The following is a 15,380-nucleotide window of genomic DNA, read 5'->3' as shown; positions in this document are numbered from 1 at the left end:
ATGCATCAGACAACGCCCGGTTTTCCGGGCGTTGTGCTTTCTGTGCCTCGCACCCCGAATTGCCGTACAGTACACTTAGCCATCGCCGTTTCTGTTGCAGGAGAAGTGAGTATGTCGAGCAAAAATCTCAGCGAGGAGTTGTTCAAACCGCGCTTTAAACATCCTGAAACCTCAACCCTGGTTCGCCGCCACCATCATGCTACTTTGGATGTCCACTCAGCCCTGGATGGTGACAGCCAGCGTGGCTGGTATCGTATGCTGAATAAGCTGATGTGGACATGGCGTGGCCTGACGCCGCAGGAGATCAGCGAAGTACTGGCACGTATTGCCATCAGCAATGTTGAACATACGGATGAGACGCTACTCGACACTGTAATCGGTTTTCGCGGCGGCAACTGGCATTTCGAATGGTGTAAACAGGCGGGCATCTGGCAGCAGAAAGCGCTGGAGGCCACCGACGACAGCGAGGCGGGCGACTACTGGCTACACGCGGCGCATCTCTACAGCGTTGCGGCCTATCCCTATATAAAAGGGGATGAGCTGGCCGACCAGGCGCAGACGCTGGCGAACCGCGCCTATGAAGAGGCGACTCAACGCCTGCCGGGCGAGCTGAAACCGCTGACGTTCGCCATTCAGGGTGGCAGCCCGGTTAACGGCTTTCTGCACATGCCGCCTGACGTTGAAGCGCCTTATCCCACCGTGCTGTTCTGTGGCGCGCTCGACTCATTACAGAGCGATCACTATCGCCTGTTCCATGATTACCTTGCACCGCGCGGCATCGCCATGCTGACCATTGATGTGCCGTCGGTAGGCAACTCGGTGAAATGGACGCTGAGTCAGGACACCAGCTTTCTGCATCAGCAGGTGCTGCGCGATCTGAAAAACGTGCCCTGGATCGACCATACCCGCGTGGCGGCGTTTGGTTATCGCTTTGGCGCTAACGTGGCCGTACGACTGGCCTATCTGGAATCGCAGCGGCTGCGTGGGGTCGCCTGTCTTGGCCCGATTGTGCATGCGCTGCTGACGCAGACAGCGTTGCAGGATGAGATCCCGGATATGTATATGGATATGCTGGCGAGCCGGCTGGGCATGGCAACCGCTTCTGACAGTGCGCTGCGTACCGAACTCAATCGATATTCGCTGAAAACTCAGGGATTGCTGGGCCGCCGGACGCCGACACCCATGCTGTCGGGCTACTGGCAAAACGATCTTTTCAGCCCGGAAGAGGAGAGCAAGCTGATCGCTAACTCTTCGTCAGATGGCAAAGCGTTGCTGATTCCGGTGAAGCCGATGATGGCCAGTTTCGACAAGGCGCTGAATGAAATTTGCGACTGGCTGGAGAAGCGTTTAAAAAGGTAACTGGCAAAATTTACAGTATTTGCTACAACTAGTAGCGGAATTCTTCCGGGCTGCCGTTAAGCGAAACATGACATCCCCTGGCCGTCCGGAAAATCAAGGCTGTATAGCGGTCAAAATCTATGGAGATTCAGCATGACGTTACCAAGTGGTCATCCCCGCAGTCGCCTGCTTAAGCGCTTTACGGAGCTTGGGCCTTATATTCGCGATGGGAAATGTGGCGAAACCCGGTTCTTTTTCGACTGCCTGGCTGCCTGCGTTAATGTGAAACCGGCACCGGAACTGCGTGAGTTCTGGGGCTGGTGGATGGAGCTGGAAGCGCAGGCTGACCACTTTACCTATGTCTACCATATCGGTCTGTTCGATAAAGAGGGTGACTGGTCGGTGGCAACCATCAAAGGCAAAGAGAATACGGCGCGCGTGGAAGAGACCTTACGGAATTTCCATACCCGTCTGAAAGCGATGCTGAAAGAGTTCGAGCTGGATCTGATTCCGGCCAGCGATTTCGATGAGAAACCGGTGAAGCTGAGCGCCTGATTGGGTGTTTAGAGATTAAAGGGTGAGTTAAAACGTTTGCCCACAAACTGCTGACAAATCTCAAGTAGGGTGAATCTGGCAGCAACGAATAAGCTCAACACGCAGGGAACATGGGCAGAAGAGGAAAGCGTCCCGCGCCAGGGACAAAAACGCCGGGAGCGTTTTTGAACAACGCAAAGCGTTGGCCCGGCAACGGGCGCACCTCAGGGATGAGGTGCGTAATCGCGCGGGCCGAGCCTGTCAAGGATGACGTCTTTTGCGTCTTTCCGATCTGACCGTGTTCCCTGCGCCAGCTCGATCTCATAGCAGAGCGGGCCAGATGCTGTTAACAAGCAAAGGGCGCGTTGAAAAACGTGCCCTTTTTCATGCTCACACATTCTGTAGCTTATGCTGTGCGGCATTAGCCTGAAATCAGAACTGGTAAGTCACACCCATCGCGACCACGTCATCGTTGTTAATCGACAGCGCGTTGTCATCATCCAGCTGGTTGATTTTGTAATCAACGAAGGCGGACATATTTTTGTTGAAGTAGTAGGTCGCGCCCACGTCGATATATTTCACCAGATCCGCATCGCCGATACCGTTTTCGATATCTTTGCCCTTGGTCTGTACATAGCCAATAGAAGGACGCAGGCCGAAATCAAACTGATACTGCGCCACCAGTTCGATGTTCTGCGCTTTGTTGGCTGCGCCCGCGACGGTAGCACCGGTGTTACGGTTGGTGCCGCTGATTGGTGTCATGTTGCGGGTATCGGTATAGATCGCCGCCAGGTAGACGCTGTTGGCATCATACTTCACGCCTGCGCCCCAGGAATCCGCACGGTCACCGCCGCCATAGGCACGTGCCTGCTGCTGGTTGGTACGGTCAGAAGAGGTGATGGCACTCATCAGGCTCACACCGGAATCACCCAGCGCATAGCCCAGTGAGGCACCGTAGCCGTCGCCATTCTGACGGTTGATGTCGGTGCGGGTGTTGGCGCTGGTGGCGTCGTTTTTACCCTGATACTGCAACGCAAACTTCAGCCCATCGACCAGACCAAAGAAGTTGTTGTTACGGTAAGTCGCCACACCGGTTGCACGCTGAGTCATAAAGTTATCGGAACGGGCTGTACCGTCACCGCCGAATTCCGGGAACACGTCGGTCCAGGCCTCAACGTCATACAGCACACCGTAGTTACGACCGTAATCGACCGAACCATACTGCGAGAATTTCAGACCAGCAAACCCAAGGCGGGTTTTGTTGCCATTGTTGGCGTCGCTGCCTTCGGAGTTATTGACGTTGTACTGATATTCCCACTGACCATAACCGGTCATCAGGTCGTTAATCTGTGTCTGGCCCTTAAAGCCGATACGGGTATAGGACTTGTCTCCATCCTGGCTGGCATTATCGCTGATGTAGTGCTCAGCTTTAACTTTGCCGTATAAGTCCAGTTTGTTGCCATCTTTGTTATAGATTTCGGCAGCCTGCGCGGCAGATGCCAGCGTCAGCGTGGAGAGGATCATGGCCAGTGTGCTTTTCTTCATTTGCTATCAATCCCAATGTGAACGCCGTAAAAAAATGAAAGTTTTTGTAAAGCACGGACTTTTTACCCGTCGGCGATGAACTTTTTATGACACTTTTCATGATTTCTTGTTAACCCTGAACTTTTGGTCTACGTCCTTGTCCGCGTAAATTCGTGCTTTTCCCCCGCTGGCTGTTGGCTTCCTTATCGACTCCTGTTAAAACGTCCTTTCGTAAAAATTTTTCACTACGGCAGGAAATATGAGTGGCAGTCAGACCTTAGTGGTCAAGTTGGGTACCAGCGTTCTCACCGGCGGCTCCCGCCGGCTGAATCGGGCGCACATGGTGGAACTGGTTCGTCAGTGTGCGCAGCAGCACGCGGCGGGCCACCGCATTGTGATTGTGACCTCTGGCGCGATGGCCGCCGGACGCGAACATCTGGGTTACCCCGAACTGCCACCCACCATCGCCTCAAAGCAGCTGCTGGCTGCGGTGGGGCAGAGCCGTCTGATTCAGCTGTGGGAACAGTTGTTCTCAATCTACGGTATCCATATTGGTCAGATGTTGCTGACCCGTGCCGACATGGAAGATCGCGAGCGCTTCCTGAATGCCCGCGACACGCTGCGCGCGCTGCTGGATAACCACATTGTGCCGGTGATCAATGAGAACGATGCCGTCGCCACCGCTGAAATCAAAGTGGGTGACAACGACAATCTCTCGGCGCTGGCGGCGATGCTCGGCGGTGCCGACAAGCTGCTGCTGCTGACCGACCAGCAGGGACTGTTCACCGCCGATCCGCGTAACAATCCTGAGGCTGAGCTGATCAGTGATGTCCATGTGATTGATGATGCGTTGCGTGCCCTGGCGGGCGACAGCGTATCGGGTCTTGGCACTGGTGGCATGTCGACCAAGCTTCAGGCGGCGGATGTCGCCTGCCGCGCCGGTATCGATGTGATCATCGCCTCAGGCAGTCGCAGCGGCGTGATCAGCGATGTTATTGACGGCAAGCCGGTCGGTACGCGCTTTCATGCGCAGCAATCGCCGCTGGAAAATCGTAAACGCTGGATTTTCGGTGCGCCTCCGGCAGGTGAACTCACCGTCGATGATGGTGCGCTGGCAGCAATTATTGAACGCGGCAGTTCGCTGCTACCGAAAGGGATCCGTGCTATCCAGGGGAATTTCTCGCGTGGAGAAGTGATCCGTATCCGCAGTTTGCAGGGCAGGGATATCGCGCATGGTGTTTCACGCTACAACAGCGACGCGATGCGGATGATTGCCGGTCATCACAGCCAGCAGATCAGCGAAATCCTGGGCTATGAATATGGCCCGGTGGCGGTTCACCGCGACGACATGATCGTCAGTTAAGGAGCGGACAATGCTTGAAGAGATGGGAAAAGCGGCGCGCGCCGCAGCTTACACCGTGGCCGATCTGTCGACGGCAGAGAAAAATCAGGTTCTGATGACTATTGCCGACCGTCTGGAGGCGGAAAGCGCAGACATTCTGGCGGCCAATGAGCTGGATTTAGCCGATGCGCGTCAGAACGGCATGAGCGCCGCGCTGCTGGACCGGCTGACACTCAATCCGCAACGCCTCGGCAGCATCGCCAGCGATGTGCGCCAGGTCTGCCAGCTGGCCGATCCGGTGGGGCAATTAATTGACGGCGGTCAGCTCGACAGCGGGCTGCGCATTGAGCGTCGTCGCGTGCCGCTGGGCGTGGTGGCCGTAATCTACGAGGCGCGTCCCAATGTCACGGTGGACGTCGCCACTCTGTGCCTGAAAACCGGCAACGCCGCCATTCTGCGCGGCGGTAAAGAGACCTGGCGCACCAATGCGGCCACGGTACGAGTGATCCAGAACGCGCTCAAACAGCACGGTCTGCCTGCGGCGATCGTTCAGGCGATCGAAAATCCGGATCGCGAGCTGGTGAATCAGCTACTGAAGCTGGATCGCTACGTCGATATGCTGATCCCGCGTGGCGGAGCCGGGCTGCATAAGCTGTGCCGGGAAAATTCGACTATTCCGGTGATCACCGGCGGCATCGGCGTCTGTCACATCTACATTGATGAGACGATGGAGATCGAACCGGCACTTGATCTGATCGTCAACGCCAAGAAACAGCGTCCCAGCGCCTGTAACTCACTGGAGACGCTGCTGGTGGATCAGGCGATTGCCGATCGTTTCCTGCCCGCCTTCAGCGCGCGTATGGCACAGGAAGCGATCGCGTTGCATGCTGACAGCAACGTGCTGGCGCAACTGCAGCAAGGCCCGGCATCGGTCACGCAGGTGAATCCGCAGCAGTACAATGATGAGTGGCTGTCGCTGGATCTTAACGTCAAATTAGTGGCGGATATGGATGAGGCGATCGATCACATCCGTACGCACGGCACGCAGCACTCGGATGCCATCCTGACCCGTAATACCCGCAACGCCGCGCGTTTTGTCCGTCAGGTCGACTCCTCAGCGGTCTATGTCAACGCAAGCACCCGCTTCACCGATGGCGGACAGTTTGGCCTGGGTGCCGAAGTGGCGGTCAGTACCCAGAAACTGCATGCCCGTGGTCCGATGGGATTAGAGGCGCTGACGACCTATAAATGGATAGCATGGGGCGACGATACGCTCCGGCCATAACTGCCATAATTTTTAACAAAGCGGGAGTCTTTCAGAGACTCCCGTTTTTTTTAGCTCCATTTTCCGGTCCAGTGAAAGATAGAGTTTTCTGCGCATCAGCTTAATTTCCGTTCCGGTCTCGTCACTACTGGCCATTATTCTGGCTGATATTCACGCAATTTTTTACGGAACATTCCTGAAAGCCGGGGCTGTACGCGGCCTGAGGCAATATTTTTTGTCCAGCCGCGGGCTGAAGCGGATAATGATTATCAGGAATGCTTGATAAAGCGGTTAGGTAGTAAACGAGCGGTAATATAAAATGAACTGGTAGCAATAATGAAAATAACATCCAGTATCTCTTCTATGGCTGATTATTAACTAATGGTTAAAAAAGAAAGTACAAGACAAGCTTTCACCGCCAGGCTGATAGCGGCCTGTGAGAGTGCCGGCATTGCCGGACATGGACGAAACAAACAGGTTGCCAGGGCTCTGCAGCAGCAAGGCTGTAAGATTTCAACGCCGGGAGTGTGGAAGTGGTTTAACGCGCAGTCAGTGCCGGATGGCGGCAATTTACTGGCTCTCAGCCAGCTGCTGGGCGTCAGGGTTGAGTGGCTGCAATACGGTATGGAACAACCTGCTGAACCGGTGACGCTAAGTGCGCTCACCGGTCAGAAGAATGTGTTTCGGATTGATAGCCTCGACATTGGTCAGCGAAGTGCTGCAGGCCTGCCCGCGCGTGATGAGTTTGTCGAGACTATCCAGGCGATCGAATATGGTCTGGATGAGGCGCGGGTGCTGTTCAACGGGCGCCCGGCGGAAAACATCCGGTTAATCGCTATCAACAGTGACTCCATGGCTGACACCTTTGCGCCGCGCGATCAGCTGTTTGTGGATATCAGCGTGCGGATGTTCGACGGCGACGGCATCTATATTTTCACCCTCGATGAGCAGCTCTATCTCAAGCGCCTGCAGCTGCAGCATAAGAAAATCGCTGTAATATCAGACAATAAGCGCTATGAAACCTGGTATCTCAATCATGATGACGTCACCAGCCTGAAGGTACTGGCCAAAGTGATCATGAGCCAGGCGCGACATTATCAAATCCTCGGTTAAGGCCACTTCTGCCGGTTTTTTCAGGAAGGCTGAAAAAAAAATAATCGGCATAAATTCATAAATTTAACCAGCGGTAAATAAAAAATTAACCAACAGTGTTTGATAAAGCATAAGAACCTGTTAATAATTTGGATATGGATGAACGAAGCAGTTCTTTCAGGGACGAGCCGCTCTTAAACAATTGAGGCGCTGCACAAGCGCGAATCATACCACCACAAAGTTAGTGAACTTTGGGATGGGGTGGATGCGCAAAATGCAGCGTCGTCAGATGCCGTTTATTTCCCCTCGCTTACTTTCCACCTGACTGCTGATGCAGCCGGGCGGCAAGCGTGCGACCGTGATACGCGACATTCGGGCCCGTTCGGTTCGCCGAAAGCTCGCGCCTGCCACCCCATCGCCAAAGACTCATTCACAGGAGGAGTTATGGCGATAATTCACTATGGCAAAAGCGTTTTTATAGGCAACGCACGTACTCGTCGCCACCGGCGGCGCCAACCTCTCAGCAGCCTGACACAGAGCATCGACGAGGCCCTGAACTTCCCAACTGAAACACCCCCCCTGAGACGTGCAGAGCAAATCTGCCAGCGTCAGGTCGCCCCGCGCGTTGACCGCGCAATTACTGCACCCCGCGTCACCAGTCAGGAAACACCCAGTTTCGACAATTGCTGTCTTCCGCACGTTCATCTCTACGCCGTGAGCTGAAACGCGCAGAAAACGCATTTTTCCGTTCCGGCTAACTCTTCGCTTTCTCCAGTTCTCACTGGGCGCAATTTGCTGAATTACTGTTCAGTTTTGCTGCAGGGTCAGTAAGGCCTTCTGCTGCGCCGTGCTGAGTAATGATCAGCGAGCGTTATGTATTTCTTTTCACAAGGCTGAATTGCTTTAACCCGTCATTGAGGAGTCGTTATGAGCCAGATAATCGCAGTACTGAATTTTGAAGAGGGGTATGTCGACACGCCCTATCTCGACACGCTGGGCTTTCCCACGGTGGCCGGCGGCATTCGCATTGGACCCAAGGGGGCGTCTCTGAGTAATTACGCTTTCCGCGTGCCACGGCGCGTCGGTGATGTCTGGAAGCAGTGCATTCTTGAAAACAAAATTCAGGAGATGCAGGGCAGGGAGCTGCTGCGTAATGCGCTGGCGAAGTGCAACGACGCCCGCACCGACGTGCTGCTGAGCATGGCTTATCAGCTGGGCGTCGAGGGCGTCCTGCAGTTCAAAAACATGCTCAGCGCGATCGTGGCTGAACAGTTTAATGATGCGGCTGACGCGATGATGAACAGCCTCTGGGCCCGTCAGACGCCGGGCCGCGCCAGACGTCACGCGGAGATGATGCGCAGCGGAACCTATGCGGTTTACAGGGGGTTGCTATGAGATGGCTCATGTTTCTCACCGCCGTGCTGACGGCAATCATCATTCTGCTGCTGCTGCAGCGCTTTACCACCCTCCAGTTTGTCTCTCATGCCCGTCTGCTTTTCAAAACCTGGTCTGTCTGGCTTGCGTCGCTGGGTTCCATGCTCAGCGCCTGGGCGCAGTCGTTTCCTTCTGCCGCGGTTGATGCCTGGAGTGCACTGCCCGAAGACGTTAAAGCGATTCTGCCGCACAACTACCTCGGGCTGGTGGGCGCCTTCATGGTGGCGATGGGGGTGATTGCACAATTTGTTCGTCAGAAAAACCTGCTCAATGCGAAGGAGCAGTCTGAAGGAGCGAAGCCATGACTCTGATTACCACCTTACTGGGCGGCAGCTGGCACTGGATCGCCGCGCTGGCTGCGGTCATCGCGGCGCTGGGCGCCAGTTATTTCGGCGGCAAGAAAATCGGCAAAGTGCAGCAAAAAGCGCGTTCTGACGTCGATAACGCGCAACAGGAGGCGTCCCGCGTCACCGCGGTAGCGCAACAGCAACAACATAACCGCGAGGAGGCTAACCGTGTGGCGACTGACAACCATAGCCTTGATGACGCTGCTGCTCGCGACAAGCTGCAGCAGTCGAAATACCACAAACCCTGAGCCGGTGGCGATCACCGACTCTGCCTGCGTACTTTTTTCCCCTCTTTATACCTACGGCGATGACGCGCAAAAAATGGACGTTCGTACGGTGCGCGCCATCAACACCCACAACGACATGTGGGACTCCCTTTGCGGCCATCCGGCTGCGGCTAAGTAGTGCGCTGATTTCAGCGCGATATCTCTATGATCCTGAGGAGGATTCTATGATCGAAGTTAACTCTTTTGCTGAACTGCGTACCACTGTTCCACCAAAATCAGGTGAAGTCGCGAGCCTTAAACGCTATTACGATAAGGACTCCAGCTTCCGTGGCGGCGCAGACTTTGTCGGTTTTCTCAGCACCACTCCGCTGAAAGATGATGGCGGTACGGTGGCGGTGGGTAACGGTTTCTACTGGAAGCGCACCATCAACGATCCCGCCGAAGTGAACATTCTGCACTTTGGCGCGAAAGGGGATGGCGTGACCGATGACACTGAAGCCTTTAAGCGGATGCTGGCATGGACACAATCCTACAACGCCTACGCGAAAGCCATTCCGGTGCGTTTTCCGGGGGGCCGCTTCCTGATTTCACCCATCGATATCAGCGATACGGAGTTGTCGTTTTTTGGTCTGGCAGGCGATGATATCGAGCTCGGCTCGGCACCGCGTACCACCATTGTTTCTGATAAAAGCGCGAAAACCGTGTTTAAGGTTAATGCGCGTCGAATCGTCATTAAAGGCATCTGCTGGCATGGACAGGCTAACGCCGGGACTGTCGACACCACGGCCAAAGTCACCGTCACGCCTGAACAGTGCAGTAACACGCAGCCGTTCTTTGAAAATACCATTGTCGGAGGCCAGATCGTCAATATCTTCTGCTTCAAGGCGCAAAGTACCGGGGGAACCGTCTTTAAGCTGCAGGATACGCTCGACAGTAAGTTCGATCAGATTTACAGCTCCAATACCTTTTCACGGGTATTTGATGTCGGCTGGTCAAACACGCCGAAGGGGAACTGGGACCACTCAACCGCCATTGAGCTGTGTAATGCCAACTTCCAGTCGGGCTATGGCGACGCCACGCTCTATATGCCGCGCGTCACTCAGGGGCTCATGCGTAACGTCTGGATTGAGCACACGACTAACCCGGGGGATCTGTCGGATGGCGGCTGGAACATCGAAACGCTCAACATTGAAGATTGCGCCACGCCGCTCAATCTCAATAATGCCCGCGTGGTGATGCGTCATATCAACCTGCAGGCGGGGGCGAAAATCACCAATGATCTGGCCGGAAGTAAGTGGTTATCGACCTTCGAATATGGCTATCGTCGGGATGAGAACTACGGCACGTTCATGACCGGTTCGCTGCGTGCCGGCTACTACAGCGGCTATAAAGTGGTGAACAACACTGATACCGACAACTGGTATCGGCTGGGGCAGCTCTATTTCCCGGCGCCTAACCAGCAATGGGTAATGGAGCTGATCGGGAAAGCGGATGCGACCACGCCCTCCGGCACCGCCGGTTCGCCGGTTAATGTGGTGGGCACCGGTAAAACCCTGATCAACCTCCAGCGACTGGAGACGGTCTGGGCCGATGCTTACCATATGGGGCAGCCTTCCGTGCTGGACATTCGTTATGGCCGGGTAGGGACCACCTATGCCGTAATCTGGGTCAAGCTGAGAGCGAACAGCGGCGAGACCATGTTCAACCTGAAGACGACCGGTCCGACCCGCTTCGATACCGGTTCCTGCTCGCTGTTCCAGGCTGATATGTCGGTGGTTACGGACATCACCAAAATCAGCAACCTGAAACCCGCTGCACGTTTTGGCATGCACAACGGGCTGGCGGGCATCGGGGCCAACGAAAAAGGGGTGGTTACGCTGGCTACTGCTGCGGGTACGCCGACTAATAAGACCGCTCCGACCGGTTTTGTGCTGATCAATATCAACGGCGTTGACCGTAAGGTTCCTTACTACGATTGATGATCGGCATGTTTTGGGCGAGGCTCCGGCCTCGCCCTTTTTTGATCTGACATTATCTCCGCTTCTTTTTACGTCGCCGGGAAAGTCACAGTTGCATTGTGAAGCCAGACAGTCTCCCTGACACAGCCTTTCGCCTTCATCCTCGTCAGCGGGCTGATTGCGATTAATTTGAATTACGGCTTGCGTCACTTTAAGAAGTGTGGCCTAATGAATCGTCGGTTTGATTAACAGACACTATCAAAGTAAGTAACCAAAGCAGTTCTCATCTCTAAGTTTGTCGCGAGACATCCCTTCTTTTTGAGTCTTCTCTTACGTTCTGATTAAAATCTGTTCTCAGGCCATTATGTATGCCGGAAGGCTCGATATATTAAGGATTTAAGCATGTCTAACAAAATTCGCGGTACCGTTAAATGGTTTAACGCAGAGAAAGGCTTCGGTTTCATTTCTCCTGCAGACGGCAGCAAAGATGTATTCGTACATTTCTCTGCAATCCAGGGCACCGATTTCCGTTCATTAGATGAAGGTCAGCAAGTTGAATTCACAGTAGAAAATGGCGCCAAAGGCCCAGCTGCTGCGAACGTTGTTGGTCTCTAAGGACTGAAAATTACTTTTAAATGTCCTCACTGTAGTGGCTCACAGTTTCGTACATCACATTTTGATGTTACAAGAGCCAACCCGCATGGAGCGAAATGCATTTTCTGCAAATCTGTCGTGGTTCAGGTGAACCTGGCAAGGATTGCAATTCAGAGCCAGCTTCGCGCCCTCTGATTAAGGCTAGTGAGCTTTATAGCGTTGTTGCATTTACAGTAATAAAAGGCTGCCTCTGGCAGCCTTTTTTGTTTGTGCGTTTCCTCCTTCTTAAACCTCAAACCTCAAACCTCAAACCTTTGCCTCTTTACCTTCCTGTTTACTTTCACTTTCCCTGTTTAACTTTTACCGCTAACCGCTAACCGCTAACCGCTAACCGCTAACCGCTAACCGCTAACCGCTAACCGCTAACCGCTAACCGCTAACCGCTAACCGCTAACCGCTAACCGCTAACCGCTAACCGCTAACCGCTAACCGCTCTGTTGCCTGTAACCTATCCGCCCTTATCGTCACCATTCTTAAACTGGCCCGCCGAAGCAGGCCGTTGAGAGGGATTAACGCAGTACGGGTTGCAGTGAGAGCTTGCCGGTATTAAATACGCTCATCGCCTGTGCCATACGCTCTGCCTGATCCTGCAGCGCTTGTGAGGCGGCTGACGCTTCCTGTACCAGCGCGGCGTTCTGCTGCGTCACCGCTTCCATCTGGGTAATCGCCTGATTGATTTCATTGATGCCGCTGCTCTGCTCGCTGCTGGCAATGGTGATTTCGCTCATGATGTTTGCCACGCTCTGCACGCTGTTCACCACTTCGCCGATAGTTGAACCGGCGTGTGTCACCAGCTTGCTACCTTCATCGACTTTAGCGACGGAATCTTCAATCAGTACCTTAATCTCTTTGGCCGCTGAGGCTGAGCGCTGCGCCAGATTACGCACCTCACTCGCCACCACCGCAAAGCCACGACCCTGTTCACCCGCGCGTGCCGCTTCAACCGCGGCGTTGAGGGAGAGAATATTGGTCTGGAAGGCGATGGAGTCGATAACGCTGATGATATCGACAATTTTTCGTGAGGAGAGGGCGATCGCTTCCATCTTCTCAATGACCTGCTCCATTACCACGCCACCTTCACGCGCCACGCTGGAAGTGGTTGAAACCAGGTGATTGGCTTCACGCGCGTTGTCGGCATTGTGTTTCACGGTCGACGTCATCTGCTCCATGGCAGAGGCGGTCTCTTCCAGCGAACTGGCCTGCTGTTCGGTTCGGGTCGAAAGATCAAGGTTCCCGCTGGAGATCTGATTAGAGGCCACCGCAATAGTGTCGGAACCGGTACGCACTTCGGTCACAATCGACAGCAGATTATCGTTCATTCGTTGCAGCGCCTGCATCAGGACGCCGGTTTCATCGCGTGAGGTCACCTGCATCTGTGAACTCAGATCGCCTGCGGCAACGCGTTCAGCAACGTCAACCGCTGCAACCAGCGGACGCACAATAGAACGGGTCAGGAAGTAGCCCAGCAGAATAGACGCCAGAATCGCCAGCGCGGAGAAAATCAGCGTAATGGAGATAGCCGACTGACCATTTTCCACAATACCCTGACCTTCACTGCGCAACTGTGCGTCCTGAGAGTTGGCAAAATCCACGGCATCCTGAAGGAATTTGTTCTGGGTGGCGGTCATCGATTTCAGGACATAGGTGCTGGCAGCCTCAAAATCGCCCGCCTTCACCAGGGTGATCAGCTCTGCTTTAACTTTCTCAAAAGCCTGCGAAGAGGCCAGCAGACCGGCGATCTTTTTCTTGCCGACCGGCGTGACCTGAATATCTTCGATCCTTTTCATTGCGCTGTTGGTGCGTTGCGTGGCTTCATCCAGCTGACCATAACGCTTCACATTCATTTCCGGACGTGTCGTGTCGATCACCATGCCGCGCAGGTATTTGATCTGATCGTTGACGCCATCGCGCACATCAAATGCCAGTCGTACTTTCACATAACGATCGTCAACGATCGAGGCGATCGCCGTATTAATGCTGTTAATCCTGGTTATGGATGTCACGCCAATCACTATCAGTAACGTCACAATAATACCGAAGGCTGCTGCGAGCCGCATTCCCACCTTCATATTCTTGATACTGAACATGTTCTCTTCCCCATTTTATTATTAATCAATTTGTTAGCAACACTCAGGTTTCCTGCTGTTGTGCGCAGTGCCTTGCTGATGTCTGTGGTCACAGCCTCAGGCAAAAAGGTGATCTCGCGCATACTGTTATCGGAGCACGAAGTTGTACCTTTAATAATTTTTAAGTAATAACGCCGGGTGAATAAATAGTCAGTAAAAATCATCAGAAATGGTTAAGTAATAACCAGAGGAAATTCAGACAAAAAAAAGGGCTGTCAGCATTGATGCTGACAGCCCGATCCAGACAAGGATGAATGGATTCAGAAAACTAAGAAGTAGAGGCCTGTCCAGAACGCGACGCTTAATGTGACGGCGCTAATCCAGGCCAGCTGGCGTAAACGGCCACGCAGCACCTTTTGACGGGAAGGCGTAGCAGGTGCAGGCGTAACGGGTAAAGTTTCAATGTGCATAGTCGGTTCCTGATCAGGTCAGCCATTCTGCTGGCTAAAAAGTAAAAGCGCGCCGGGCATTCTTAGCGGCCCGCATTCGCTTAGCGGGCAGTGTCGAGAACGTTGAAAATCACGTCTGACAGCTCATTCAACTCAAACTTTGCCACATAGCCATCGGCACCCACTTTGCGCACGTGATCTTCGTTGGCGCTGCCAGAGAGTGAGGAGTGAATGACGACCGGCAGAGCCTTGAGGATCGGGTCACGCTTGATGTTGCGGGTCAGCGTAAAACCATCCATCTCTGGCATTTCCAGATCGGTCAGCACCAGGGCGATTTTGTCGTGAATCGATTCGCCGGCAGCCTGCGCTTCCTGGCTCATCAATTTAATTTTTTCCCAGGCATCCAGACCGGTGTTAAACATCAGCGCCGGAATGCCCATACTCTTCAGACCCTGCTCCAGCAGCTGACGCGCGACTTTGGAATCTTCTGCCACAATCGCCACCGCACCTGGGCGGTAGTTGAAGGCACGCGGTCTGGCTGCTTCCGGTTCGACGCCGCGCACCGATGGGATGATGTCATACAGGATTTGCTCAACGTCCAGCACCATCGCCAGCTCGTTGCTCTGCTTGTCACTGTCCAGGCAGGCGATGCTGGTAATGTTGCGGCCGCCGATACCGGCTTCGGCGGTATGCACCTGGCTCCAGTCGAGACGCACAATGTTCTCGACTGACTCTACGGCAAACGCCTGGGTGTTACGGGCATACTCGGTAACCAGCAGCAGGTTAAGACCGGTTTCCGGCACACAACCCGCCACGGCAGGCAGGTCGATGACCGGAATGAACTGGCCACGAATACTTGCCATACCCAGCAGCGGCGAACGCATGCCTGCGGCTTTGGTGATAGTTGGCATCGGCACAATTTCACGCAGCTTGAAGACGTTAATGCCAAACAGTTCAGACTTGCCTTTCAGCTGATCGGAACCTAAGCGAAACAGCAGCAGCTCAAACTTGTTCGATAACGCGAGGTTCGCTCTCTCATCGATCTCTTTCTGAAAATTATCCATGGTTGCCTCTGCATTAACGCAGCTGGTGAAATAGGGTGTGAACAGGTTATCGGCAGCAAACGGAAAAAGGTGAGAAGAGAAGGGTGA

16 protein-coding genes are annotated in these 15,380 nt (G+C 54.1%); 12 read left to right on the top strand and 4 right to left on the bottom strand.

From position 1 onward, the window contains the following. The first annotated feature begins 111 nt into the window (after window positions 1–111). Both frsA and crl read left to right on the top strand, forming a co-directional pair. The gene (gene frsA / locus GVJ63_RS20875; protein WP_159227318.1) at window positions 112–1,359 is read left to right on the top strand and encodes an esterase FrsA; all 1,248 of its coding nucleotides are present in this window, start codon (window positions 112–114) and stop codon (window positions 1,357–1,359) included. A 132-nt stretch (window positions 1,360–1,491) separates the two neighbouring features. Continuing rightward, complete coding sequence (gene crl / locus GVJ63_RS20870; RefSeq protein WP_003851176.1) at window positions 1,492–1,893, top strand: sigma factor-binding protein Crl; 402 nt, start codon at window positions 1,492–1,494, stop codon at window positions 1,891–1,893. A gap of 411 nt (window positions 1,894–2,304) precedes the next feature. Here the strand turns inward: crl and ompC are convergent, their stop codons facing one another. Next, window positions 2,305–3,417, bottom strand: coding sequence for a porin OmpC (gene ompC / locus GVJ63_RS20865; RefSeq protein ID WP_010255197.1), 1,113 nt, complete (start codon window positions 3,415–3,417; stop codon window positions 2,305–2,307). A gap of 238 nt (window positions 3,418–3,655) precedes the next feature. Here ompC and proB point away from each other — a divergent pair, with 238 nt between their 5' ends. The 10 genes from proB to GVJ63_RS22430 all read left to right on the top strand — a co-directional run bounded on the left by proB (window position 3,656) and on the right by GVJ63_RS22430 (window position 11,849). After that, window positions 3,656–4,759: a glutamate 5-kinase gene (gene proB / locus GVJ63_RS20860; RefSeq protein ID WP_010255198.1), complete on the top strand. Its 1,104-nt coding sequence runs from the start codon at window positions 3,656–3,658 to the stop codon at window positions 4,757–4,759. A 10-nt stretch (window positions 4,760–4,769) separates the two neighbouring features. Continuing rightward, window positions 4,770–6,023, top strand: a complete 1,254-nt coding sequence (gene proA, locus GVJ63_RS20855) for a glutamate-5-semialdehyde dehydrogenase (RefSeq protein WP_033766601.1) — start codon at window positions 4,770–4,772, stop codon at window positions 6,021–6,023. A 360-nt stretch (window positions 6,024–6,383) separates the two neighbouring features. Next, entirely contained in the window at window positions 6,384–7,115 is a 732-nt protein-coding gene (locus tag GVJ63_RS20850; protein ID WP_010255201.1) for a S24 family peptidase, read from the top strand. Window positions 7,116–7,538: 423 nt separating this feature from the next. Continuing rightward, on the top strand, window positions 7,539–7,817 hold the full coding sequence (locus GVJ63_RS22595) for a hypothetical protein (RefSeq protein ID WP_071778625.1): 279 nt from the start codon (window positions 7,539–7,541) through the stop codon (window positions 7,815–7,817). 204 nt (window positions 7,818–8,021) lie between these two features. Continuing rightward, on the top strand, window positions 8,022–8,489 hold the full coding sequence (locus GVJ63_RS20840) for a glycoside hydrolase family protein (protein WP_010255203.1): 468 nt from the start codon (window positions 8,022–8,024) through the stop codon (window positions 8,487–8,489). After that, entirely contained in the window at window positions 8,486–8,833 is a 348-nt protein-coding gene (locus GVJ63_RS20835; RefSeq protein ID WP_010255205.1) for a hypothetical protein, read from the top strand. The genes GVJ63_RS20840 and GVJ63_RS20835 overlap by 4 nt, the downstream gene beginning before the upstream one ends. After that, window positions 8,830–9,123 (top strand): hypothetical protein, encoded by a 294-nt coding sequence (locus tag GVJ63_RS20830; protein ID WP_010255207.1) that lies wholly within the window; start codon window positions 8,830–8,832, stop codon window positions 9,121–9,123. Before GVJ63_RS20835 ends, GVJ63_RS20830 begins: the two co-directional genes overlap by 4 nt. Window positions 9,124–9,326: 203 nt before the next feature. Continuing rightward, a complete protein-coding gene (locus tag GVJ63_RS20825; RefSeq protein WP_010255209.1) occupies window positions 9,327–11,081 on the top strand; it encodes a glycosyl hydrolase family 28-related protein in 1,755 nt (584 codons plus the stop codon). Between the two features lie 381 nt (window positions 11,082–11,462). Beyond that, window positions 11,463–11,675, top strand: a complete 213-nt coding sequence (gene cspA / locus GVJ63_RS20820) for an RNA chaperone/antiterminator CspA (RefSeq protein WP_003854408.1) — start codon at window positions 11,463–11,465, stop codon at window positions 11,673–11,675. A 3-nt stretch (window positions 11,676–11,678) separates the two neighbouring features. Then, window positions 11,679–11,849 carry a cold-shock protein gene (locus GVJ63_RS22430; protein ID WP_085978710.1) on the top strand — a complete coding sequence of 57 codons (171 nt, stop codon included), beginning with the start codon at window positions 11,679–11,681 and terminating at the stop codon, window positions 11,847–11,849. A 374-nt stretch (window positions 11,850–12,223) separates the two neighbouring features. On the opposite strand, the gene GVJ63_RS20815 is transcribed toward GVJ63_RS22430, so the two are convergent. From GVJ63_RS20815 to GVJ63_RS20810, 3 genes are all read right to left on the bottom strand, one after another. Continuing rightward, the gene (locus GVJ63_RS20815; RefSeq protein ID WP_010255214.1) at window positions 12,224–13,801 is read right to left on the bottom strand and encodes a methyl-accepting chemotaxis protein; all 1,578 of its coding nucleotides are present in this window, start codon (window positions 13,799–13,801) and stop codon (window positions 12,224–12,226) included. A gap of 299 nt (window positions 13,802–14,100) precedes the next feature. After that, entirely contained in the window at window positions 14,101–14,250 is a 150-nt protein-coding gene (locus GVJ63_RS22285) for a hypothetical protein (protein ID WP_022625169.1), read from the bottom strand. A gap of 80 nt (window positions 14,251–14,330) precedes the next feature. Further along, window positions 14,331–15,293, bottom strand: coding sequence for a chemotaxis protein (locus GVJ63_RS20810; RefSeq protein WP_010255217.1), 963 nt, complete (start codon window positions 15,291–15,293; stop codon window positions 14,331–14,333). Between the last annotated feature and the right edge of the window lie 87 nt (window positions 15,294–15,380).

The organism is Pantoea sp. 18059 (genome assembly GCF_902706165.1).
Lineage (GTDB): Bacteria > Pseudomonadota > Gammaproteobacteria > Enterobacterales > Enterobacteriaceae > Pantoea > Pantoea agglomerans.
This window is presented reverse-complemented; position numbering and strand designations above follow the sequence as displayed.